General features: G+C 65.0%; 27 protein-coding genes, 1 tRNA gene and 1 riboswitch. Of the genes, 22 read left to right on the forward strand and 6 right to left on the reverse strand.

Annotated features, from left to right (window positions below):
- From B2U07_RS21790 to mobA, 3 genes are all read right to left on the reverse strand, one after another.
- A tRNA-Pro gene (locus B2U07_RS21790) sits at positions 1–77 on the reverse strand.
- A gap of 129 nt (positions 78–206) precedes the next feature.
- Complete coding sequence (locus tag B2U07_RS21795; RefSeq protein ID WP_197856673.1) at positions 207–428, reverse strand: YgdI/YgdR family lipoprotein; 222 nt, start codon at positions 426–428, stop codon at positions 207–209.
- Positions 429–513: 85 nt separating this feature from the next.
- Positions 514–1,104: a molybdenum cofactor guanylyltransferase MobA gene (gene mobA / locus B2U07_RS21800; protein WP_275546185.1), complete on the reverse strand. Its 591-nt coding sequence runs from the start codon at positions 1,102–1,104 to the stop codon at positions 514–516.
- 67 nt (positions 1,105–1,171) lie between these two features.
- On the opposite strand from mobA, the gene moaB reads away from it, so the two are divergent.
- The 19 genes from moaB (at position 1,172) to B2U07_RS21895 (ending at position 16,345) form a co-directional block, all read left to right on the forward strand.
- Entirely contained in the window at positions 1,172–1,711 is a 540-nt protein-coding gene (moaB, locus tag B2U07_RS21805) for a molybdenum cofactor biosynthesis protein B (RefSeq protein ID WP_275546184.1), read from the forward strand.
- Positions 1,708–2,922, forward strand: coding sequence for a gephyrin-like molybdotransferase Glp (gene glp / locus B2U07_RS21810; RefSeq protein WP_275546183.1), 1,215 nt, complete (start codon positions 1,708–1,710; stop codon positions 2,920–2,922). The genes moaB and glp overlap by 4 nt, the downstream gene beginning before the upstream one ends.
- A 150-nt stretch (positions 2,923–3,072) precedes the next feature.
- Positions 3,073–3,693 (forward strand): C40 family peptidase, encoded by a 621-nt coding sequence (locus B2U07_RS21815; RefSeq protein ID WP_275546182.1) that lies wholly within the window; start codon positions 3,073–3,075, stop codon positions 3,691–3,693.
- 84 nt (positions 3,694–3,777) lie between these two features.
- The gene (locus B2U07_RS21820) at positions 3,778–4,302 is read left to right on the forward strand and encodes a C40 family peptidase (RefSeq protein WP_197856668.1); all 525 of its coding nucleotides are present in this window, start codon (positions 3,778–3,780) and stop codon (positions 4,300–4,302) included.
- A gap of 6 nt (positions 4,303–4,308) precedes the next feature.
- Entirely contained in the window at positions 4,309–4,629 is a 321-nt protein-coding gene (locus B2U07_RS21825; protein WP_275546181.1) for a hypothetical protein, read from the forward strand.
- A gap of 37 nt (positions 4,630–4,666) precedes the next feature.
- Positions 4,667–4,876: riboswitch (cobalamin riboswitch) on the forward strand.
- Between the two features lie 182 nt (positions 4,877–5,058).
- Positions 5,059–5,670, forward strand: coding sequence for a cob(I)yrinic acid a,c-diamide adenosyltransferase (gene cobO / locus B2U07_RS21830; protein WP_275546180.1), 612 nt, complete (start codon positions 5,059–5,061; stop codon positions 5,668–5,670).
- On the forward strand, positions 5,670–6,962 hold the full coding sequence (locus tag B2U07_RS21835; protein ID WP_275546179.1) for a cobyrinate a,c-diamide synthase: 1,293 nt from the start codon (positions 5,670–5,672) through the stop codon (positions 6,960–6,962). The genes cobO and B2U07_RS21835 overlap by 1 nt, the downstream gene beginning before the upstream one ends.
- A complete protein-coding gene (bluB, locus tag B2U07_RS21840) occupies positions 6,959–7,612 on the forward strand; it encodes a 5,6-dimethylbenzimidazole synthase (RefSeq protein ID WP_197856664.1) in 654 nt (217 codons plus the stop codon). The genes B2U07_RS21835 and bluB overlap by 4 nt, the downstream gene beginning before the upstream one ends.
- A gap of 3 nt (positions 7,613–7,615) precedes the next feature.
- Positions 7,616–8,524: an adenosylcobinamide-phosphate synthase CbiB gene (gene cbiB, locus B2U07_RS21845; protein ID WP_275546178.1), complete on the forward strand. Its 909-nt coding sequence runs from the start codon at positions 7,616–7,618 to the stop codon at positions 8,522–8,524.
- Entirely contained in the window at positions 8,517–9,527 is a 1,011-nt protein-coding gene (gene cobD, locus B2U07_RS21850; RefSeq protein ID WP_275546177.1) for a threonine-phosphate decarboxylase CobD, read from the forward strand. Before cbiB ends, cobD begins: the two co-directional genes overlap by 8 nt.
- Positions 9,527–10,996: a cobyric acid synthase gene (locus B2U07_RS21855; protein WP_275546176.1), complete on the forward strand. Its 1,470-nt coding sequence runs from the start codon at positions 9,527–9,529 to the stop codon at positions 10,994–10,996. Before cobD ends, B2U07_RS21855 begins: the two co-directional genes overlap by 1 nt.
- A gap of 3 nt (positions 10,997–10,999) precedes the next feature.
- Positions 11,000–11,521 carry a bifunctional adenosylcobinamide kinase/adenosylcobinamide-phosphate guanylyltransferase gene (gene cobU, locus B2U07_RS21860; RefSeq protein WP_275546175.1) on the forward strand — a complete coding sequence of 174 codons (522 nt, stop codon included), beginning with the start codon at positions 11,000–11,002 and terminating at the stop codon, positions 11,519–11,521.
- Positions 11,518–12,573 carry a nicotinate-nucleotide--dimethylbenzimidazole phosphoribosyltransferase gene (gene cobT, locus B2U07_RS21865; protein WP_275546174.1) on the forward strand — a complete coding sequence of 352 codons (1,056 nt, stop codon included), beginning with the start codon at positions 11,518–11,520 and terminating at the stop codon, positions 12,571–12,573. The genes cobU and cobT overlap by 4 nt, the downstream gene beginning before the upstream one ends.
- The gene (cobC, locus tag B2U07_RS21870) at positions 12,573–13,145 is read left to right on the forward strand and encodes an alpha-ribazole phosphatase family protein (protein WP_275546173.1); all 573 of its coding nucleotides are present in this window, start codon (positions 12,573–12,575) and stop codon (positions 13,143–13,145) included. Before cobT ends, cobC begins: the two co-directional genes overlap by 1 nt.
- A complete protein-coding gene (locus B2U07_RS21875; RefSeq protein ID WP_275546172.1) occupies positions 13,142–13,873 on the forward strand; it encodes an adenosylcobinamide-GDP ribazoletransferase in 732 nt (243 codons plus the stop codon). The genes cobC and B2U07_RS21875 overlap by 4 nt, the downstream gene beginning before the upstream one ends.
- Before the next feature lie 72 nt (positions 13,874–13,945).
- Positions 13,946–14,350: a MarR family winged helix-turn-helix transcriptional regulator gene (locus B2U07_RS21880; RefSeq protein ID WP_197856656.1), complete on the forward strand. Its 405-nt coding sequence runs from the start codon at positions 13,946–13,948 to the stop codon at positions 14,348–14,350.
- 52 nt (positions 14,351–14,402) lie between these two features.
- Entirely contained in the window at positions 14,403–15,608 is a 1,206-nt protein-coding gene (locus B2U07_RS21885; protein WP_275546171.1) for an MFS transporter, read from the forward strand.
- Positions 15,605–15,730, forward strand: a complete 126-nt coding sequence (locus B2U07_RS21890) for a hypothetical protein (protein ID WP_275546170.1) — start codon at positions 15,605–15,607, stop codon at positions 15,728–15,730. The genes B2U07_RS21885 and B2U07_RS21890 overlap by 4 nt, the downstream gene beginning before the upstream one ends.
- A 63-nt stretch (positions 15,731–15,793) precedes the next feature.
- On the forward strand, positions 15,794–16,345 hold the full coding sequence (locus B2U07_RS21895; RefSeq protein WP_275546169.1) for a glutathione peroxidase: 552 nt from the start codon (positions 15,794–15,796) through the stop codon (positions 16,343–16,345).
- A 57-nt stretch (positions 16,346–16,402) separates the two neighbouring features.
- Here the strand turns inward: B2U07_RS21895 and B2U07_RS21900 are convergent, their stop codons facing one another.
- The 3 genes from B2U07_RS21900 to B2U07_RS21910 form a co-directional block, all read right to left on the reverse strand.
- Entirely contained in the window at positions 16,403–17,665 is a 1,263-nt protein-coding gene (locus B2U07_RS21900) for an OmpP1/FadL family transporter (RefSeq protein ID WP_275546168.1), read from the reverse strand.
- A gap of 149 nt (positions 17,666–17,814) precedes the next feature.
- Complete coding sequence (locus B2U07_RS21905) at positions 17,815–18,294, reverse strand: hypothetical protein (RefSeq protein WP_275546167.1); 480 nt, start codon at positions 18,292–18,294, stop codon at positions 17,815–17,817.
- Between the two features lie 197 nt (positions 18,295–18,491).
- Complete coding sequence (locus B2U07_RS21910) at positions 18,492–19,346, reverse strand: sulfurtransferase (protein ID WP_275546166.1); 855 nt, start codon at positions 19,344–19,346, stop codon at positions 18,492–18,494.
- A gap of 96 nt (positions 19,347–19,442) precedes the next feature.
- Between B2U07_RS21910 and B2U07_RS21915 the strand changes: the two genes are divergently transcribed.
- The 3 genes from B2U07_RS21915 to B2U07_RS21925 all read left to right on the forward strand — a co-directional run bounded on the left by B2U07_RS21915 (position 19,443) and on the right by B2U07_RS21925 (position 22,613).
- Positions 19,443–20,249, forward strand: coding sequence for a lysophospholipid acyltransferase family protein (locus B2U07_RS21915; protein ID WP_275546165.1), 807 nt, complete (start codon positions 19,443–19,445; stop codon positions 20,247–20,249).
- 176 nt (positions 20,250–20,425) lie between these two features.
- Positions 20,426–21,763 carry an NADP-specific glutamate dehydrogenase gene (gene gdhA / locus B2U07_RS21920; protein ID WP_275546164.1) on the forward strand — a complete coding sequence of 446 codons (1,338 nt, stop codon included), beginning with the start codon at positions 20,426–20,428 and terminating at the stop codon, positions 21,761–21,763.
- Positions 21,764–21,932: 169 nt separating this feature from the next.
- The gene (locus B2U07_RS21925) at positions 21,933–22,613 is read left to right on the forward strand and encodes a spermidine synthase (protein ID WP_275546163.1); all 681 of its coding nucleotides are present in this window, start codon (positions 21,933–21,935) and stop codon (positions 22,611–22,613) included.
- The last annotated feature ends 121 nt before the right edge of the window (positions 22,614–22,734 follow it).

Below are 22,734 nucleotides of genomic sequence, written 5' to 3' on the forward strand. Positions count from 1 at the left end.
TGGTCGGAGAGACAGGATTCGAACCTGCGACCTTCTCGTCCCGAACGAGACGCGCTACCAAGCTGCGCTACACTCCGAATGAGGCGTATTCTACCGAAAAACTTTTATTGCACAAGGGGTTAGCCTGAAAAAATCTGTAGGCCAATCATCCCTTTTTGCAACCGGGGCGAGCCCCGGTGTCTGTCAGCAGTGCCTCAGGTCCGGGCTCAGAGATCCTTGACGGTCTGCACCTGATCCTTGTTGATCGTGGCGCGCTTGCCGTCGAGTTGCTCGAATTCGTAGAAGCCGGAGTCTTCATCGAACTTCGGCTTGTCCACGGTCTGGATCTCACGCCCGTCGTTCAGCGTGATCACCGACGGCGTAGAACAGCCGGCCAGTGCAGCGAGGCCGATAGTCATCAGCAGGGCGGGGATGATCCGTTTGGTCATGGTCTGTCTCCTTGCATTCAAATAAGTGCCATACCCTCGCTCTGACGTAAAACTGTCGTATGAGTTCCGCTTAGGGCGTTGCGCTTCAATTGGGGGCTGCGTTTTCCGCGAGCGTTTCCGGTGTGTTCAGGTTGGCTAGCCGGAGGTCGTCCAGGGCGCAGTCGATCGCCACGGGCGACAGCCTGCCGAACCAGCGTTGCGGGCTGCGTTCGCCTGCGTGCCAGGCTTGTTCCAGGTCATCCTTAAATCGTGTCGGCAGCAGGCAGAAAAGTGGTTGCCAATAGCTGCCCTGGCGAATCACCACCGGCCGGCTGCCGGCGTGGGCGAGAAGCGATTCGATCAGTGCGCGGTCCACCAGCGGCGCATCGCAGGGCAGCACCAGCATCTGCTCGTGGCGCGCCGCGGCCATGCCGGCGCGAATGCCGGCTAGCGGCCCTTGAAAGTCCTGGTGCGCATCGGCGACCAGTTGGTCGGCATAGGCTGCGTAGCGCTCGGTGTTGCGATTGCAGGAAATGATCAAGTCGTCGCTCAACGGCCTGGTCAGGTCGTGCAGCCAGGCTATTAGCGGCTGGCCTCGCCATTCGATCAGCCCCTTGTCGCGTCCGCCCATGCGCTGGCCGCGGCCGCCGGAAAGCAGTAACACCGAGCAGGCGGGAAGGGTGGTGGATGCGTGCATGCGACAGTCTCCGAAGTCAGGCTGTGTGATATAACAGCGCCCATTCTCTCTCAATTGGAAGCCTGCCATGAACCACAAGGCCGATGCGGTTTTCGTGCCGCTGAACATTGCCGTGCTGACCGTCAGCGACACGCGCACGCTGGAGACCGATACCTCGGGGCAACTGTTGGCCGATCGCCTGACCGCTGCCGGGCACCAACTGGCGGCGCGCGTCCTGCTCCAGGACGATCTGTACAAGATTCGCGCCCAGGTCGCGACCTGGATTGCCGAGGATCAGGTGCAGGTCGTGGTGATCACCGGCGGTACCGGCTTCACCGGGCGCGACAGCACGCCGGAGGCGGTCGCCTGCCTGCTGGACAAGCAGGTCGATGGTTTTGGCGAGCTGTTCCGGCAGATCTCCGTGGCCGACATCGGCACTTCCACCGTCCAGTCGCGCGCGCTGGCCGGCCTGGCCAACGGCACGCTGGTGTGCTGCCTGCCGGGTTCGACCAATGCCTGCCGCACGGCCTGGGACGGAATTCTCGCTGAACAACTGGATGCACGGCATCGCCCCTGCAATTTCGTGCCGCACCTGAAACCGATGGGTGCCTGCGAGTCGCGCGGATGAGTTGTTGCGATCATCCCGGCCTGCTGCCCATGGAGGCGGCGCTGGAGCGTCTGCTGGCATTGGCCGATGCTGCGCCCATCGAACAGACCGAGCAGGTTGCGCTGGCCGATGCCGATGGCCGGGTGCTGGCCGAGCCGCTGATCGCGGCGCTGGATCTGCCGCCCTGGGCCAACAGCGCCATGGACGGTTATGCCCTGCGGCTGGCCGACTGGAGCGGCCTGCCATTACCGGTCAGTCAGCGCGTCCAGGCCGGCACTGCGCCCACGCCACTGCAGCCGGGAACCTGCGCGCGCATTTTCACTGGTGCGCCGCTGCCGGAAGGCGCCGACACCGTGGAGATGCAGGAGAACGTCGAGGTCGATGAAGCTGGGCGCGTGGATTTCCGCGAGCGGCTGAAGGTCGGGCAGAACGTTCGCGCCCAGGGCCAGGAAACCCGCACAGGTGAATGCGTGCTGCCCGCGGGTACGCGCCTGGGGCCCATCGAGCTTGGGCTGGCCGCGTCTCTGGGGGCGGCGCAGCTGTTGGTACGTCGGCGCCTGCGTGTTGCGGTTCTGTCCACTGGCGACGAGTTGGTCGAGCCGGGGCAGTCACTTGGCCCGGGCCAGATCTATAACAGCAACCGGCGCCTGCTGATCGCCTGGCTGCAGCGTCTGGGCTGCGCGGTGGTGGATGCGGGGATATTGCCCGATGACCTGCAGCGTACTCGTGAGGCGCTGGGCGCCTTGAGCGAGGTGGATCTGATTCTTTCCACGGGCGGTGTTTCGGTGGGTGAGGCGGATTACCTTGGCCTGGCGCTGCGCGAGGCGGGCGAGCTGGCGTTGTGGAAGCTGGCGATCAAACCGGGCAAGCCGCTGACCTTCGGTCATTACCAGGGCGTTCCGGTGATAGGTCTGCCGGGCAATCCGGCTTCGACGCTGGTCACCTTCGGTTTGCTGGCGCGTCCGTACATGTTGCGTCGCCTCGGCGCGCAGCGAGTGGAGCCGCTGGGTTTCGCCATGCCGGCAGGGTTCACCTGGGGCAAGCCGGGCATGCGTCGTGAGTACCTGCGCGCGCGCCTGGAGAATGGCCGCGTAGTGCCGTACGCCAACCAGAGTTCGGGTGTTTTGCGAAGCGCCGCGTGGGCCGAAGGGCTGGCAGAAGTAATGGAAGGTAGCACGCTGGCCGAAGGGGATATGCTGCGCTTCATCCCCTTGAGCGAGATTCTCGGCTAGCGCCCTGAAGCGCCCGGTTGTGCGAATGGTCGGGCGCTTTAGATGGCGCGGTGAAACCACTGGGTCACATTTCCGTCGATAGAATTTGCAAATGGGCTTTATAGAGGGCATAGTCGCGCACTTATAAATTCAATCGACACGGTCGTGCCCATGCTAAAACGCTTCGCACCCCTCGTGCCTCTTGCACTTACAGTCTTTCTCGCTGCCTGCGCCGGCCACTCGCCGCAACCGCAGGTCAGCGAAGCCACGGTCGAGCCCGTTGTTCGTCCGCTGTCTCAGCAGGCCGAGCCTGCCGATGATGAAATCAACGCGCTGATCGACGACGAACCCTATGAAATGCCGCAGCTGGCCGACAGCCTGCTCGATCTCGGGCGTTCGCTGATCGGTACGCGCTATCGCTACGGCGGCACCTCGGTACAGTCCGGTTTCGATTGCAGCGGTTTCGTCGGTTACCTGTTCCGTGAGGAAGTCGGCCTGGAGCTACCACGCTCCACTCGCGAGCTGATCAATCTCGACGCGCCCAAGGTGGCGCGCGCCGATCTGGAGCCTGGCGACCTGATCCTGTTCAATGACCGCGGTCGTGGTCGTGTCAGCCACGCCGGCATCTACCTGGGTGATGACCAGTTCATCCATTCCAGCAGCAGCCGCAGCGGTGGCGTGCGCATCGACAGCCTCGATGACAGCTACTGGAACCGCAGCTACCTGCAGGCCAAGCGCGTCCTTGCGCTGGCTCCGGTGGAAGAGCAAGTCGCGGCCAAGCGCCACAATTGATGTGTCACGGCGTAACTCCAGGGTTGCGCCGTTTGCCTGCAAGCGGCAGAGTAGAGCGCATTCAGGCCCTGGATCGCCTCGCTTATGCCTTTCACGACCCGTGTCGTCCTCGTTTCTCTCGCACTGCTGCTGACTGCCTGTAGCAGCCGCGCTCCCGCCCCCCAGCCCATCTACCATCCGCCGGTTTCTTCGTCCTCCTATCAGGGTGGCGCGCAGGACGTGTTGTTCCGTGCGCTGGGACTGGTCGGTACGCCGTATCGCTATGGTGGCAACACGCCGGAAGGTGGTTTCGACTGCAGCGGCCTGATCGGCTATGTCTACCGCGATGCTGCCGGTATTAGCCTGCCACGCTCGACCCGCGAGTTGAGCGCGATGCGCACTCCTGACGTTCGCCGTGATGCGCTGCAGAGCGGTGACTTGGTGTTCTTCGCCACCAACGGCGGGCGCGCCGTGAGCCATGCCGGCATCTATGTCGGCGAAGGGCGCTTCGTGCATGCGCCATCCAGTGGCGGCACCGTGCGCCTGGACAGCCTCGACAACGTCTACTGGCAGCGCGTCTATCTCGATGCCAAGCGTGTGATCACGCCCGAGCTTGCGCGCAACCCCTGATTCGCCATGGCCGAGCCCATCCGCCTGCCGCCCCAGCCCGAGGTCTGCGAGCTTTGCGCGCGGCCTGTGGCACTCACTCGTCACCATCTGATTCCCAAGGCGCTGCACGACAAGGCCTACGTGCAGAAGCGCTTTGCCCGTCATGAGCGCATTACCGCCACGCTCTGGGTCTGCCGGGCCTGCCACAACCAGATTCACCGGCTGTTCAGTGAAAAGGAGCTGGCCCTGACCTACAACAGTCGCGAGGCGCTGTTGGCGGACGAGCGCTTGCGGACCTTCGTCGAGTGGCTGGCGAGCAAGCCGCCGGGGTTCACACCCAGGCATTAGTGCGGCGGCGTTGACGGGCAGGGCTGCCAGCCTCTACCCTGCGCGCCTTGCTTCAGGTGCCCCAAGTCGTCATGAATGACCACGCCAGGGTGAAACAGGGAAGCCGGTTCCAATGCCGGCGCTGCCCCCGCAACGGTAGGTGAGTCAAACGCTGTTTCAGGCCACTGTGCAATGCACGGGAAGGCGCAGCGTCGAACCTTCGGGTTCGCTCACAAGCCCGGAGACCGGCCTGTCGCAGTTTCACGGCATCGCGGAGGGCGCTGCCCGGCCAACGCTCCGGTTCCACCGGGGCGTTCGTGTTGTCTGTCTTCCGCTCGCCTGATCAGCCATTGGTGCCTGGATGAGGACGCGCAGCGCATCGCGATCTCTTCATTACCGTTCGCACTGCTCATGCAGGCAACGAGGGCGCCTGACTTGCAGGAGCACAGCATGAGTGAGTCCACCGAACGCGACGTCCGCCACAAGGCGCGTATGCAGCGCAAGAAAGCTCTTATCGATGAAAAGATCGCCCAGGCCCAGGATGAATACGGTCTGCTGCTGGTACACAGCGGCAATGGCAAGGGCAAGAGCAGCAGCGCCTTCGGCATGGTCGCGCGTGCCCTCGGTCATGGCCTCAAGGTGGGCGTGGTGCAGTTCATCAAGGGCGCGGCCAGTACCGGTGAAGAAGCCTTCTTCCGCCGCTTTCCCGAGGAAGTCAGCTACCACGTGATGGGCGAGGGCTTCACCTGGGAAACTCAGGATCGCCAGCGTGATATCGCCAAGGCGCAGGAAGCCTGGGCCGTGGCTCAGCGCCTGCTCAGCGACGAATCTGTCGGCCTGGTGGTGCTGGATGAGCTGAACATCGCCCTCAAGCATGGCTACCTCGAGCTGGAGGCGGTCCTGGCCGATATCGAAGCCCGGCCGCTGCTGCAGCATGTGGTGGTGACCGGCCGTGGCGCCTTGCCGGGAATGATCGAGGCGGCCGATACGGTCACCGAGATGAGCCTGGTCAAGCACGCGTTCAAGTCCGGGGTGAAGGCGCAAAAGGGCATCGAATTCTGATGAATGCACGTCACTGCCCGGCGCTGCTGATCGCCGCCCCGGCGTCTGGTCAGGGCAAGACCACCGTCACCGCCGCGCTGGCGCGCCTGCATACGCGCCAGGGCCGGCGGGTGCGTGTCTTCAAATGTGGGCCGGACTTTCTCGACCCGATGATCCACGCCCGTGCCAGTGGCGCGCCGGTGTACCAGCTCGACCTGGCCATGGTCGGCGAGGCCGAGAGCCGGCGGCTGTTGTGGCAGGCGGCGGGCGAGGCTGATCTGATCCTTATCGAAGGGGTCATGGGCCTGTTCGACGGCAAGCCCTCGGCGGCCGACCTGGCCCGCCATTTCGGCGTGCCCGTACTGGGGGTGATCGACGGTGCGGCCATGGCGCAGACCTTTGGCGCACTGGCCCATGGCCTGGCCACTTTCCAGCCGGACTTGCCCTTTGCCGGCGTACTCGGCAATCGCGTCGCCAGCACCCGCCACGGCGATATCCTGCGTGATGCCTTGCCGCCCAGCATCCACTGGTTCGGCGCCTTGCCGCGCAGCGCAGCAGTGGAGTTGCCGAGTCGGCATCTGGGCCTGGTGCAGGCTGCCGAGCTCGCGGATCTGGATGCGCGCCTGGATGCTGCGGCCGATGCGCTGGTAGCTACCGCCGATGTGGACCTGCCGCCGGCAGTGAGTTTTGCCGCGCCGGTGATTGAGCCGCCACCTGAGCTGCTGGCCGGAGTTCGTATCGGCGTGGCGCGTGATGCCGCGTTCGCCTTCCTTTATCAGGCCAACCTTGATCTGCTGCAGGCCCTCGGCGCAGAGCTGCGTTACTTTTCGCCGCTGGCCGATAGCGAGCTGCCCGAGGTGGATAGCCTTTATCTGCCTGGTGGTTACCCCGAGTTGTACCTGTCCGAGCTGGAGAGTAATCAGGCCATGGCCGATGCGATTCGCGCCCATCACCAGGCCGGCAAACCGCTGCTCGCCGAATGTGGTGGCATGCTCTATCTGCTCGATGAGCTGCGCTACAAACATGGCGCCAGCGGGCGCATGCTTGGTCTGCTGGCGGGCAGCGCCGCGTTGCAGCCGCGCCTGACCGCACTGGCCCTGCAGGAAGTGACGCTCCCGGAAGGTGAGCTGCGCGGTCACACCTACCATCACTCGCGGCTGGAAAGCCCGCTCGATCCACTGGCACTGGGTCGCTGCCCTAACGGCAAGCCGGTGGCCGAAGCGGTGTATCGCCTGGGGCGGCTAACTGCCAGCTACATCCACTTCTATCTGCCGTCCAACCCGGAGGCGGCCGCCGCGCTGTTGCGTCCATGAGCGAGCACGCCTTCAGCCCCGAAGAGCGCGCGGCGGTGTACCGCGCCATCGCCGAGCGTCGCGACATGCGTCACTTCGCCGGCGGCGAGGTGCCGCCCGAAGTGCTGGCGCGTCTGCTCGAAGCGGCGCATCACGCCCCCAGCGTCGGCCTGATGCAGCCCTGGCGTTTCCTGCGTATCAGTGACCGGCAACTGCGCGAGGCCGCCCACGGGTTGGTGGAGGCTGAGCGGGTGCGCACCGCCGAGGCCCTGGGCGAGCGTAGCGACGAGTTCATGCGGCTCAAGGTCGAGGGCGTTCGTGACTGCGCCGAACTGCTGGCCGTGGCGCTGATGGAGGGGCGCGAAGCGCATGTCTTCGGGCGACGCACGCTGCCGGAAATGGATATGGCCTCGGTCGCCTGCGCCATTCAGAATTTGTGGCTGGCTGCGCGCGCCGAAGGCCTTGGGCTCGGCTGGGTATCGTTGTTCGACCCCGAGGCGCTGGCCGAGCTGCTGGGTATGCCGGCCGGCAGCAAGCCGGTGGCGCTGCTGTGTCTGGGGCCGGTGGACGCCTTCTATGAGAAACCGATGCTGGTTGAAGAGGGCTGGGCCACGCCTCGACCGCTGAGCGAGTTGCTATTCGAGAATCGATGGGGAGTGCAGGGTGACTGAACGATGAGCCTGGCGCTGATCACCTGTGCCGGCGTGGCGCTGGATGCCGTGCTGGGCGAGCCGCGTCGCGCGCACCCGCTGGTGGCCTTTGGGCGCCTGGCCGATCGCCTGGAGCAACGCTTCAATCCCGCCGGCGGCGGCTGGCGCAGCCACGGTGTCACTGCCTGGTGCCTGGCGGTGCTGCCGCTGACCCTGCTCACCTGGCTGCTGGTACAGATCAGCGGGTTGGGCTGGGCGGTGGAGATCTTCGCCCTGTACTTCGCCCTTGGCCTGCGCAGCCTTTACGAGCATGCGCAACCGGTAGCGCGCGCACTGCGCCTGGGCGATCTGCCGCTCGCCCGTGAGCGCGTCGGCTGGATGGTCAGCCGCAACACCGCCGAGCTGGACGCCACCGGCGTGGCCCGCGCCGGTACCGAGTCGGTGCTGGAGAACGGTTCCGATGCGGTATTCGCCGCCTTGTTCTGGTTCGTTGTCGCCGGTGCGCCTGGCGTCGTGCTGTATCGCCTGAGCAACACCCTGGACGCCATGTGGGGCTATCGCAACGAGCGCTTCGAGCGCTTCGGCTGGGCGGCCGCGAAAATCGATGACGTACTCAATTACGTGCCGGCGCGCCTGGTGGCGCTGACTTATGCACTGCTCGGGCGTACCTGGCTGGCGTTGCGCTGCTGGCGCAGGCAGGCGCCGTTATGGGACAGTCCCAATGCTGGCCCGGTGATGGCGGCCGGTGCCGGCAGCCTGGGAGTGAGTCTGGGCGGCGCCGCCGAATACCACGGTGAGCTGCATGAGCGCCCGCAGCTAGGCGAGGGCCCGGCGCCGCGCGCGCGGGATATCGAGCGGGCAATGAACAGAGTCGTTGCCGGCGTTGGCCTGTGGCTGCTGTGCCTGATGATCTGGGAGGTGCTGGGTGCTTGAACACGGAGGTCGACTGCGCGCCGCGGCGCAGCGCTACGGCATTCCCCTGGAAGACTGGCTGGACCTGTCCACCGGTGTCGCGCCCTACGGTTGGGAGCTTCCGCCGGTTCCGGCTGCCGCCTGGGCGCGGTTACCCGAGGTCAACGACGGCCTGGAGGCGGTCGCGCGCGATTACTACGGCGCCGCCAGCCTGTTGCCGGTGGCCGGCTCGCAGGCGGCGATCCAGGCGCTGCCACGTCTGCACGGGCACAGCAGCGTGGGCATCCTCACGCCGACCTATGCCGAGCATGCAGCGGCCTGGCGCCGCGAAGGTCATCGCATCACCAAGCTCAGCGAGGGTTCGGTGCATCGAGCCCTGCCACAGCTCGACGTATTGCTGGTGGTCAATCCCAACAATCCGACTGGCCGCCTGATCGAGCCGGCGCGCCTGCTCGACTGGCACGATGAGCTGGCCGAGCGCGGCGGCTGGCTGGTGGTCGACGAAGCGTTCATGGACTGCACGCCGGAGCACAGTCTGGCTGCCTACAGCGATATGCCCGGGCTGATCGTGCTGCGCTCGTTCGGCAAATTCTTCGGCCTGGCCGGCCTGCGTCTGGGCTTCGTCCTGGCCGCCCAGGCACTGCTGGATGAGCTGGAGGTGCTGCTCGGGCCCTGGGCCGTCAGCGGTCCGGCGCGTAGCGTGGCGTTGAGTCTGCTGGCCGACCGTGATGGGCAGCGCCGCCAGCGCGAGCGCCTGCTGGCCGACGGCGAGCGCCTGGCGGCACTGCTGCGTGATTGCGGCATGCCGGTCACCGGTAGCTCGGCGCTGTTCCAGTTCTGCTGCACCCGTCGTGCGGTGCCCTGCATGGAGCTGTTGGCGAGGCGCGGCATCCTGGTACGCCTGTTCGCTGAGCTGGACAGCCTGCGTTTCGGCCTGCCGGCAGACGAGGCCGGCTGGCTGCGGCTGCAGCAGGGCTTGCTGGAGTGCGCGCCGATCCTCGCCAGTCTTGAGGAAACCTCCTGATGCCGACCCTGATGGTGCAGGGCACCACCTCCGATGCCGGCAAGAGCACCCTGGTAACGGCGCTGTGTCGCTGGGCGCGCCGCCAGGGCGTGTCCGTGGTGCCATTCAAGCCGCAGAACATGGCGCTCAATTCGGCGGTGACCGAAGATGGCGGCGAGATCGGCCGTGCCCAGGCGGTGCAGGCGCAGGCGGCTGGCCTGGCGCCGCACACCGATATGAACCCGGTGCTGCTCAAGCCCAACAGCGACATGGGTGCCCAGGTGATCATCCATGGCCGGGCCATCGGCAATATGCAGGCACTGACCTACCACGGCTATAAGCCGGTGGCGATGGCGGCGGTTCTGGAGTCCCACGCTCGTCTGCTGGAGAGCCACCAACTGGTGCTGGTCGAAGGCGCCGGCTCGCCGGCCGAGATCAACCTGCGCGCCGGCGACATCGCCAACATGGGCTTTGCCGAGGCAGTCGATTGCCCGGTGATACTGATCGCCGATATCGACAAGGGCGGCGTGTTCGCCCATCTGGTCGGCACCCTGGAGCTGCTCAGCCCCAGCGAACAGGCGCGCGTGAAGGGGTTCGTGATCAACCGCTTTCGCGGTGATATCGCCCTGCTCAAGCCGGGCCTGGACTGGCTGGAGCAGCGCACCGGCAAGCCGGTGCTTGGCGTGTTGCCGTACCTGATGGATTTCCACCTGGAGGCCGAGGACGCCGTCGATACCCGTCAGCAGGCCAAGGAAGAACAGGCGTTGCGCGTGGTGGTGCCGGTGCTGCCGCGTATCAGTAACCATACCGATTTCGACCCGCTGCGCCTGCATCCTCGGGTACAGCTGACCTTCGTCGGACCGGGTCAGGCCATCCCACCTGCGGATCTGATCATCCTGCCCGGCTCCAAGAGCGTGCGCGCTGATCTCGCGCGTCTGCGCGAGCAGGGCTGGGATGCAGCTATCGCCCGCCATCTGCGTTACGGCGGCAAGGTCCTGGGCATCTGCGGCGGCCTGCAGATGCTGGGGCGGCAGATTCATGACCCGCATGGCCTGGAGGGCGCTGTTGGTACCAGCGAAGGCCTGGGCCTGCTGGATTTCGAGACGGTACTGGAGCCGGAGAAACAGCTACGCAACGTGCACGGCCAGCTCTGCCTGGAACAAGCGGATGTCAGCGGCTACGAGATTCATGCCGGCGTCAGTCGCGGGCCGGGTCTCAATGGCGCAGTGCGGCTCGCCGACGGCCGCAGCGACGGCGGCTTCAGCGCCGATGGCCAGGTGCTCGGCACCTACCTGCATGGCCTGTTCGAACAGCCTCCAGCGTTCGCTGCGCTGCTGCGTTGGGCTGGCTTGGACGAGGTGCAGCACGTGGATTATCAGGCCTTGCGCGAACGCGATATCGAGCGCCTGGCCGATCAGGTGGAGTTGCACCTGGATAGCGAAAAACTCAGAGCGCTGTGCGGCCTATCGGTAGAAACGAATGTGGATTGAATCATGCTTGAACTGATCCTCGGCGGTGCCCGTTCCGGCAAGAGCCGCCTGGCCGAGAAGCTTGCCGACGAATCCGGATTGGACGTGGTGTATATCGCCACCAGCGAACCGCTCGATGGCGAGATGAGCGCCCGTGTCGCACAGCATCGCACGCGGCGTCCGGCGCATTGGGCGCTGATCGAAGAGCCGCTGGCGCTGGCTCGCGTGCTGCGCGAACAGGCAGCCCCCGGGCGTTGCCTGCTGGTGGATTGCCTGACCCTGTGGCTGACCAACCTGCTGATGCTGGAAGACCCGCAGCGCCTGGATGCCGAGCGCGAGGCGCTGCTGAACTGCGTGGCCGAGTTGCCGGGGCGCATCCTGCTGGTCAGCAACGAAACCGGGCTGGGGGTGGTGCCGCTGGGCGAACTGACGCGCCGTTATGTCGATGAGGCTGGCTGGCTGCATCAGGCGCTGGCCGAACGCAGCCAGCGCGTGGTGTTCACCGTCGCCGGGCTGCCGATGACCCTCAAGGGAAATGCCCTATGAGTCTGCAATGGTGGCAGGGGTCGTGTCAGCCGCTCGATCATGTTGCCCAGTCCAAGGCTGAAACCCGTCAGCAGCAATTGACCAAGCCGGCCGGCTCGCTCGGCCGACTGGAGGCGCTGGCCATTCATCTGGCGGCGCTGCAGGGGCGCGAGCGGCCCAGCCTGGACAAGTTGTGGATCGCCATTTTCGCCGGCGACCACGGTGTGGTGGCCGAGGGTATTTCCGCCTACCCGCAGTCCGTGACCGGGCAGATGCTGGCCAACTTCGTCAGCGGCGGCGCGGCCATCAGCGTGCTGGCGCGTCAGTTGGATGCCGCGCTGGAGGTGATCGACCTGGGTACTGCCGAGCCGCTGCCGCTGCTGCCTGGGGTAAGACATTTGCAGGTTGGCGCCGGTACACAGAATTTCGTCCGTGATCCGGCCATGACTCTGGCCCAGGCGATGATCTGTCTGGAAGCGGGACGCGACAGTATCCAGCGCGCCCGCGCCGCCGGCTGCGATCTGTTCGTCGGTGGCGAGATGGGTATTGGCAATACCACGGCAGCGGCAGCGCTGGCCTGCTGGCTGCTGAACTGTCCGGCGAGCGATCTGGCTGGCCCCGGCACCGGCCTGGACGGCGCGGGCGTGGCGCACAAAGCGCGGGTCATCGATGCGGCGCTGGCATTGCATCGGGCACAGATCGATGAACCCTTGCAGGCGCTCGTCCACCTTGGCGGCTTCGAGATCGCGGCCCTCGTTGGCGCCTACCTGGCCGCTGCACAGCAGGGCGTCGCGGTACTGGTCGACGGCTTTATCTGCAGCGTTGCGGCCTTGCTCGCCGTGCGCCTGAATCCTGGTTGCCGTGACTGGCTGCTGTTCGCCCACCACGGAGCCGAGCCAGGCCACGTGCGTGTGTTGCAGGCGCTGGAGGCCGAGCCGCTGCTGGAGCTGGGTTTGCGCCTGGGCGAGGGCAGCGGCGCTGCCCTGGCCGTACCCTTGCTGCGTCTGGCTTGTGCGCTGCACGGCCAGATGGCGACCTTCGCCGAGGCTGCTGTGGCAGAGAGGCCGAGCTAATGCTGCATCTGGAGTTGCTGCGTCACGGTGAGACGGAGCAGGGCGGTGGTTTGCGCGGCAGCCTGGACGATGCGTTGACCGAGCAGGGCTGGGCGCAGTTGCGCGTCGCCGTGCAGGGCGCAGGGCCCTGGGATCGATTGATCAGCTCGCCGCTGCAGCGCTGCGCGCGTTTCGCCGAGGAAGTGGCCGCAGCTCATGGGTTGCCGCTGCACTACGAGCCAGGCCTGCAGGAATTGCATTTCGGTGACTGGGAAGGACGCAGCGCCGCGCAGCTGATGGACAGCGATGCCGAAGCGCTGGGGCGTTTCTGGGCCGACCCTTATGCCTTCACGCCGCCCAATGGCGAGCCGCTGCTGCAGTTCGAGGCCCGCGTGCTCGCCGCCTTGCAGGGGCTGGCGAGGGCGCATGCCGGCCAGCGTCTGCTGCTGGTCACTCACGGCGGCGTGATGCGCCTGCTGCTGGCGCGGGCACGTGAGCTGCCGCGCCAGGATCTGCTGCAGGTCAACGTCGGCTACGCCGAACGCTTTCGCCTGAGCCTGGATGCCGACGGGCGCCTGACGGAGTTGCCATGATTGCGCTGCTGATCGCCCTGCAGTTCCTCACCCGTCTGCCGGTCAGTCTGCCGGGCATGCCGACGCCCGAGCAGATGGGGCGCTCGCTGCTCTGGTATCCCGCGGTAGGGCTGTTGCTCGGCCTGTTGCTATGGCTTGCACATCTGCTGCTGGGGCAGACTTCGGCTCTGTTGCAGGCCGCGATCATCCTGGCACTGTGGGTTGGCCTGAGCGGCGGATTGCATCTGGATGGCCTCGCCGACGCCGCGGACGCCTGGGTGGGCGGCTTTGGCGACCGCGAGCGCACCCTGACGATCATGAAGGATCCACGCAGCGGGCCGATCGCCGTGGTGGTGCTGGTGCTGCTGCTGTTGCTCAAGTTCGCTGCGCTGCTGACGCTGTTGCAAACCGGAAAGGGCGCCTGCCTGATACTGCTACCCTGGCTGGGGCGCAGCCTGCTGCCGCTGTTGTTGGCAAGCACGCCATACGTGCGCGCCGGTGGCCTGGGCCAGGCGCTGGTCGATCATCTGCCGCGCCAGCAGTTGCCCTGGGTGCTCGGCGGGCATCTGCTGGGCATGCTGCTGTTCGGCTGGCCCGCATTGCTGGCTCTGGCGACGGCATTGCTGTTGTTCGTGTGGCTGCGCCGCGCGCTGTTGCGGCGCCTGGGCGGCACCACGGGCGATACCGCTGGAGCGCTGGTCGAACTGGCCGAATGCGGCGCGCTGCTGGCGTTGGCATTGAGCCTCTGAAGCAACTGTTATGGTGACGCGCTACGTAACTGTATGAGTGTGAATCGCCGATGCGGGTATATACCTGCATTTATGTTGCCGACTTCCTGTCTTTGTACCCAACTGCGCCGCGCCAGCCGTGGCGTGACCCGACGCTACGACGACGCGCTGGCCGCCGTCGGCCTTGGGGCTGCCCAGTTTTCCTTGCTGCGCCATGTTCAGCGGCTCGGCCAGCCGAGCATATCCGTGCTGGCCGAAGCCATGGGGCTGGATCGCAGTACTCTGGGGCGCAATCTGCGGGTGCTGGAAGAACAGGGGCTGGTGCAACTGGGGGAAGGGCGCGATTTGCGCGCTCGCGAGGTACGGCTCACAGAGGCCGGCCTGCAACGTGTCGAACAGGCGCTGCCGCTGTGGGAACAGGTGCAGTGTGCGCTGAACGCTCGGCTGGGTGAGAGTCGCCGCGCCGAGTTGATGAAGCTGCTCGACGAACTGGCCTGATGGCCGTATTACTGCCTACGCGGTCGCAGGCGGCCGTACGCTGGAGACAATAATGACAACTGCTTGGCGTTCAACCACCTGGCTGCTGCTCGGCGCCTCGCTGATCCTGGCGCTGTCGCTTGGCACTCGCCATGGCTTCGGCCTGTTCCTGCCGCCGATGAGTGCGGAGTTCGGTTGGGGGCGCGAGGTGTACGCCTTCGCCATCGCGCTGCAGAACCTGATCTGGGGCCTGGCGCAGCCGATCACTGGCGCACTGGCCGACCGTTTTGGTGCGCGCAAGGCCATCGTCATCGGCGGCGTGCTTTATGTGCTGGGGCTGCTGTGCATGGGCATGGCGGACTCGCCGCTGTCATTGTCGCTGAGCGCCGGCCTGCTGATCGGTATCGGCCTGTCCGGCACCTCGTTCTCGGTCATTCTCGGCGTGGTCGGGCGCGCCGTGCCGGTAGAGAAGCGCAGCATGGCCATGGGTATCGCAGCGGCCGCCGGCTCGTTCGGCCAGTTCGCCATGTTGCCGGGTACGCTGGGCCTGATCGCTTGGTTGGGCTGGTCGGCGGCGCTGTTGGCGCTGGGCCTGCTGGTGGCGCTGATCGTGCCGCTGGCCGCGATGATCAACGAGACGCCGCCACCGGCGAGCTATGGCCCGCAGCAAACCCTGGGTGAGGCGTTGCGTGAGGCCGCCAGTCATTCCGGCTTCTGGCTGCTGGCGCTGGGCTTCTTCGTCTGTGGCTTTCAGGTGGTGTTCGTCGCCGTGCACCTGCCGGCGTATCTGGTCGACCACCACCTGCCGGCACTCACCGGCACTACGGTGCTGGCACTGGTCGGGTTGTTCAATATCTTCGGTACCTACATCGCCGGCTGGCTCGGCGGGCGCATGGCCAAGCCGCGTCTGCTCAGCATTCTTTACCTGTTGCGTGGCGTGGTGATCACGCTGTTCCTGGTGGCGCCGTTGACGCAGTGGAGCGCCTACCTGTTCGGTATCGCCATGGGCCTGCTGTGGCTGTCGACGGTGCCGCTGACCAACGGCACCGTGGCGACCCTGTTTGGTGTGCGCAACCTTTCGATGCTCGGCGGTATCGTCTTCCTGTTCCACCAGCTCGGCTCCTTCCTCGGCGGCTGGCTGGGCGGTTATCTCTACGACACCACCGGCAGCTACGATCTGGTCTGGCAGATTTCCATCGGCCTGAGCCTGATGGCCGCGGCGCTCAACTGGCCCGTGCGCGAGGTACCGGTGGCGCGCCTGCAGGGGGCGCCCGCGTGAGCCGCAAGGCGCTGACGTTCGGTGCCGTGGCGCTGGGCTTCGCTTCGCTGCTGGCGCTGGCCTGGTGGGGTTGGCGCCAGGGCGGGCTGGCTTTGCTGCAGTTGGGCGTCGGTATCTGCTAGTTGCCTGCGGGCGGACCTGCGAGTAGCGTGGCGAGATCGCTTTATCGCTCGAGGTTAATCGTCATGTCTTTCCGCCGTTTTGCCTGCTTCCTGCTGCTCTCCAGTTTGGCGCTGCCGGTGCTGGCCGCCGAATGTCCGGCGATGCTGCAGGGCGAGCTGCCCAAGCTGCGCACCAAGGGCGAGAACATCGAACTCTGCCAGTACAGCGGCAAGCCGCTTGTGGTGGTCAATACTGCCAGCTTCTGCGGCTTTACCCCGCAATTCAAAGGGCTCGAAGCGCTCTATCAGCGTTTCAAGGATCAGGGCCTGGAAGTGTTGGGCGTGCCGTCCGACGACTTTCGTCAGGAGTCTGCTGACAGCAAGGAAACGGCTACGGTCTGCTACGTCAATTACGGCGTGACCTTCGCTATGACCGAGCCGCAAGCGGTGTCAGGCGATGACGCCATTCCGCTGTTCAAGGGCCTGGCCGAACAGAGCCGGCAGCCGCGCTGGAATTTCTTCAAATATGTGGTCGACCGCCAGGGCAAGGTGGTGGCCAGCTTCTCCAGCCTGACCAAGCCGGATGATCCCGAGTTGATCGCCGCTGTGGAAAAGGCCATCGCCTCGCAGCCCTGATCCTCAGCGGTTGGAGGTAGCTCACGCAGCCGTCCCTGGCCGCGTGCGTGACGCCGATCAGAAACGGTAGCTGAGCGACGCCCCCAGGCCATGCGCGCTGTTCTTGTAGCGGGCGCTGTAGGCGCCGCGAGTGGCGCTGACGTGATCGACGTCTACCGACTCTTCGCGCAGGTAGGAGTAGGCCAGGTCGATGGTCATGTCCTCGCTCGGGCTCCAGCCGGCACCGACGCTGAAGATGGTGCGGTCGCCGGACGGCACGCGCGGCGAACGGTCGACGTTGTTGGTCGGCGACTGGTCGATGGCGACGCCGGTACGCAGCGTCCACTGTGGGTTGAGCTTGTACGACAGGCCGACCGCATGGGCCCAGGTGTCGTGCCAGTTCTGCTCTTCGACGATGGTGGCCAGCGGCGGCGGCAGCGTCGAGGTTTCGTTCTCGATGCGGATTTCCTGGAAGCGGCTCCAGCGCGTCCAGGTGCTGCCGGCGTACAGGGTCCAGCGGTCGTCGAGTTCGTGGGTGAGCGAAAGGTCCACGGATTCGGGAGTGGTCACGTCGAGCGAGGCATCGTACTTGCCGGCCAGGCCTGCCAGTGCGCCACCGACCTGTACCCGGGTGTCGCCTTCCAGCTCGTACTTCACGCGCGAATGGTAGGTCAGACCGAGGCGGGTCTGCGGGGTGAATTCGTACAGCACGCCGACGTTGAAGCCGACCGCCGTATCATCGCCCTTGACCTTCACCTTGCCGTCTTCGGTGCCGGCATTCAGCGACGAGGAGAGCTCGCCCTCGATATGGTTGAAGGTGGGGCCGAAGCCTACCGACAGCTTGTCGTTGAAACGATAGCTGAGCGTCGGCTGGACAGTGATGACGCGCACATAGCTCTTGTCGGCGTAGTAGCGGCCCTGGTAGCCGCTTTCGTAGTCGGTCATCAGACCGAATGGCACGTAGATACCGAGGCCGAAGGCGACCTTGTCGTCCAGCGGCTTGACGTAATAACCCATGGGCACGCCTGTGACCGGCACCATGTCGCCGTCATTGCTGCCGGCTACAGGGCCGAAGGCGGAGCTGGCTGTGGCATGGCTGATATCGCTCTTGGCATAGATGGCAGCGGCGCCAACGCTGATTTCCTCGCGCTTGAGGCGGGACATGCCGGCCGGGTTGCCGAACACGGTGCTGGCGTCATCGGCGGACGATGAGCGGCCGGCAAACGACGTACCCATGCCGGAAATGCTTTGTTCGTTAAGGGCGAAGCCGGCGGCGAAGCCATGGCTGGAAGTGGCAGTGATAGCGACGGCAAGGCCGGTCTTGAGAAGGCGTTTGCTCACGGGGAAGCTCCTGTGGTGAGGCGAGGGGGCGCACGCTACAGTTTTTCCTGACCGCTGCCAAGGCGCTGAAGTTCCCGAAATAGAGCGCATTGTCGGACAATTGGTGAGATTTGGCGCGTATCTCCCTCAGGTTTTTTCTGACGGCTTGGTCAGGCGACCTGGCTCACCGGCTCGATACAGCGCTGCCAGGCTTCGAGAAAGTCGTGCTGGCGGCCTTGAGGTTGAAAAACCTTGCACCAAATTCGGCCCAAGGCCATCAGGTCATTGGCGGCTGGCAGCTGCAGTTTTTCGGCTTCCACCAGTAGCCAGGCGATGGCCGTGGCGTAGCGCAGGTTGACGGTCAGTTCCATATGCGGGGCTTCGAGAAAGGCGTGCTGGCTGGCGAGACCACGGACGCGGCTGGCCAGTTCGGGGTCGAAGGCCAAATGCTGATCCCAGAGCGTCTGGTGACGCTGCCCGCTGATGCGGTAAAGGCCATGGCCTTGCGGGGTGTCCAGCGCGCTGCCGAGTGCCGATTGGCAGGCTGCAGCCCCCAGCAGCAGGGCTTCGGCCGTGGCGCTATGACACTTCAGATAGAGAAGGGTAGGGCGGATCACGTGCTGGCTGAGATCGCAGGCGGCAATTCCCATGGCATCCTCGCGGAGAGTGCCGGTGGGGCCGGGCGCGTGGCAGCTTTTCTAGTGGCTCTTCGATAAAGGCCCCACCGGGAGCGGGGTTAGCCGCTCAATTTCAAGTCTAGCGCGATATTTCAGCTGTAAAGGACTGTTTTTAAATTGATTCCAGATTTGAGTTATTGCGCATATTTCGATTGGTACTTAAAACCCGGTCATTCTCCGGTGGCAACCGGACGCGCCGGGTCGGTGATCCATTCGCTCCATGAGCCGGCGTACAGCGGTGCCAGCGGATAACCGGCCAGGCTCATTGCGAACAGGTTGTGGCAGGCCGTAACCCCGGAGCCACAGTAGGCCACCAGGTTTTCCAGTGGGCGATCGCCGCGTAGTTGGTCGAAGCGATCGCGCAGCGCTTGTGCCGGCAGGAACCGGCCATCGGCCCCGAGGTTGTCGGTGAATGCCGCGCATTGCGCGCCGGGAATGTGTCCGGCGACTGGGTCGAGTGGCTCGACCTCGCCGCGAAAGCGCGGCAACGCTCTGGCGTCGAGCAGGGTGAGATCCGGATTGCCCAGGCGCAGGGTCAGTTGCTCGGCACTCAGCAGCAGGTCGCTGTCGGGTTGCGCCGAGAAATCACCGGGTGCGTTCTCCGGCGGGGCAATGCTCAGTTCCTGGCCGGCCTCGCGCCACGCCTTCAAGCCGCCATCGAGCAGGTAGAGGCCATCGCGCTTGCCCAGCCAAAGCAGCAACCACCATGCCCGAGCCGCGAAGGCGCCGGGGCCGTCGTCGTACAGCACCACCTGGCTGTCCGCCCGCAGGCCGCAGCTGCGCAAACGTTCGACCAGTGAGCTTGGGTCCGGTAGCGGGTGGCGACCGGTTACGCCCTTGATCACCGGGGCAGACAGGTCTTGTTCGAGATCGAGGAAGTGGGCACCGGGAATATGCCCGTCAAGGTAACTGCGACGGCCATAGGCCGGGTCTTCGAGGGCGAAGCGGCAATCCAGGATCAGCAGGTTGTCCTGGCCCTGGCGACTTTGAAGCTGTTCCGTGCTGATCAGTTGAGCGAATGGCATGGTACCTCCTGTGTCGTAGACGCGTTTGTCGGCATCATACCGCCTAGCCAATGCGCTGCACCCGGATCAACCTCCCGATAAGTAAGGAGCCATTTCATGCTGAGACTGCAACCCATCGCGCACAGCGCGAATCTGGCTCGTCGTGCCGGTGTGGTGTTGTGCACGCTTGGCGTGACGCTGCATTTCTGCCTGCTGGTGATTGGCCGGGCCGCGGTAGGGCGGTTGCGCCGCGAGCACGTCGATGGTTATACCCGTGCCTGGTCTGCAACATTGCTGCGTTTGGTGCGCATGCATATGACGGTGCAGGGCCAGTGTCCGGACTTCAATGACGGTCGGCGTTACCTGATCCTCAGCACGCATTCCAGCCATTACGACATTCCGGCCAGCTTCGTTGCCATGCCGGGTTCGATTCGCATGCTGGCCAAGAGCGAGTTGTACCGCATTCCATTTCTCGGCCGCGCCATGCGCGCTGCAGAATTTCCCTCAGTGGCCCGGCACAATCCGCAGCAGGCCCGACGTGATCTACAGCGCGCCCGTCAGATGATGGAAAGCGGCATCGTGCTGTGGGCCGCGCCGGAGGGGACGCGCTCGGTCGATGGCCGGCTGCAGCCGTTCAAGAAAGGTTGCTTCCACCTGGCGCTGGATACCGATGCGGTGATCGTGCCGGTCGCCATCCGCGGCATTCAGCATGTGCTGCCGGCGCGTACCTGGCGCCTTAATCTCGATCAACCGGTACAGCTGGCGATCGGCGCTGCGATCGATGCCAGTCGCTATGACCGCGATAGCCTCGCCACCCTGATGGCCGATACGCGGCAGAGCATGGAGGCGCTGCTGCTGGGCGCTGAAGGCGCACCGATAGCGGACCTCGAGATGACGGCGGTGATCGAAAACTGTGCGCAGTAGGACGGATTTTGGTGCGCGCGTGAACGGGCGTGAACGGCTTTAAAGCGGGCCATTTGGCCATGCGCCCGGGTTAATGCACTAAAAAGTTTCACTAAAGCGACATTTTGATCTGTTTTGGTGCTTTGCCGCCTGATAGAGTGCCGGCCACTTTTGTCTTTGTGGTGTCGAGGTGCCGCATGTCGTTGTCCGTCGATTCTTTCCTGGCGCGCCTGAAACAGCGCGATCCCGATCAGCCGGAATTTCACCAGGCGGTGGAGGAGGTCGTACGCAGTCTGTGGCCCTTCCTTGAAGCCAACCCGCGCTATCGCGATGCCGGTATTCTCGAACGCATGGTCGAGCCGGAGCGCGCCATCCTGTTCCGTGTGCCGTGGGTCGACGACCGCGGCCAGGTGCAGGTCAACCGTGGCTACCGCATCCAGATGAGCAGCGCCATCGGTCCGTACAAGGGCGGCCTGCGCTTCCATCCTTCGGTGAACCTGGGCGTGCTCAAGTTCCTGGCCTTCGAACAGGTGTTCAAGAACTCGCTGACCTCGCTGCCGATGGGCGGTGGCAAAGGCGGTTCGGACTTCGATCCCAAGGGCAAGAGCGAGGGCGAAGTAATGCGCTTCTGCCAGTCGTTCATGAGCGAGCTGTACCGCCATATCGGTGCCGACCTGGACGTACCAGCCGGTGACATCGGCGTCGGTGGCCGCGAGATCGGTTATATGTTCGGCCAGTACAAGCGTCTGTCCAACCAGTTCACCTCGGTGCTGACCGGCAAGGGCCTGAGTTACGGCGGTAGCCTGATCCGCCCGGAAGCGACCGGTTACGGTTGCGTGTATTTCGCTCAGGAGATGCTCAAACGCATCGGTAAGGGCTTCGAAGACAAGCGCGTGGCCATCTCCGGTTCCGGCAACGTCGCCCAGTATGCGGCGCAGAAGGTCATGGAACTGGGCGGTCGCGTCATCTCGCTGTCCGACTCCGAGGGCACTCTGCATATCGAGAGCGGCCTGAGCGATGAGCAGTGGCTGTACCTGATGGATCTGAAGAACGTGCGCCGTGGCCGTCTGCGCGAAATGGCCGAGCACTACGGTCTGCAGTTCCTCGCCGGCCAGCGCCCCTGGGACCTGCCGTGCGACATCGCGCTGCCCTGCGCGACGCAGAACGAGCTGGACGGCGACAACGCCCGCACGCTGCTGAAGAACGGCTGCATCTGTGTGGCCGAGGGCGCCAACATGCCCTCGACCCTGGAAGCGGTTGACCTGTTCGTCGACGCCGGCATCTGCTACGCACCGGGCAAGGCGTCCAACGCCGGCGGTGTGGCTACCAGCGGTCTGGAAATGAGCCAGAACGCCATGCGTCTGCACTGGAGCGCCGGCGAGGTGGACGAGCGTCTGCACGGCATCATGCAGAACATTCACCATGCCTGCGTGCACCACGGCGAAGAGAATGGCCGCATCAACTACGTCAAGGGCGCCAATATTGCCGGCTTCGTCAAGGTCGCCGATGCGATGCTGGCGCAGGGCGTGGTCTGAGAATTGCGCAAAGTCTGACTTTGACCAGGCTCTGAAAGCAGCGCCGCTGTGACCTCGAGGCCACGCGTGTGAACGCGGGGCCTCGTCATTTCTGGCGCGTGGCTGTGTTGCCCGAGCGATTCAGGCATGCTGCCTGCCCTCACGCTCGCTACACAGGTCCTTGCCACGTATGAAACGTTTTGTCCTGCTCGACACCGCTCCGATCCCGGGTACGAATGGTGCGTTGAACCTGTTCGAATACGGAGAGGATTTCGTCATCAAGATCGCCGGTGGCGATGGCGGGCAGTTGATGAATACGCGTATGCACGGCTCGGAAGATGCCCTGGCGGCGATTCCCTGCAAACAGATTGCCGGTCGTCCACAGGTGCGGGTGCTGATCGGTGGTCTGGGCATGGGCTTCACCCTGGCTTCGGCACTCCAACACCTGGGCGCGGATGCCGAGGTGGCGGTGGCCGAGCTGGTGCCTGGCGTGGTCGAGTGGAACCGTGGCCCGTTGGGGGCGAAAGCCGGTTACCCATTGAACGATCCGCGTGCGCTGATCATTCAGGACGACGTCGCCAAGGTGCTGCAGGCTGCCGAGCAGTGCTACGACGCGATCATGCTGGACGTCGACAACGGTCCCGAGGGTTTGACCCAGAAGGGCAATGACTGGCTGTACAGCATGGACGGCCTGCGCCAATGTGCCAAAGCGCTGAGGCCCAAGGGCATGCTGGCGGTCTGGTCATCCAGCGCTGACCGGGCGTTCTCCGAGAAAGTGCGCAAGGCCGGTTTCAAGGGCGAGGCGGTGCAAGTCTATGCCCACGGCAACCGCGGCACGCGGCATACCATCTGGATTGCCCAGAAGGTCTGAGTCCACCCTTTCGATTTGGTGGGCTGAAGCCCGCCCTACGATAGGGTAGGCCGGGCGGCGATCCGCTTCAGCCCACCAACTTGGGCACGACTGCGAATGACCGCTTTGCCTTTTTGTTGTC

The organism is Pseudomonas sp. UBA7530 (genome assembly GCF_002479365.1).
GTDB lineage: Bacteria > Pseudomonadota > Gammaproteobacteria > Pseudomonadales > Pseudomonadaceae > Aquipseudomonas.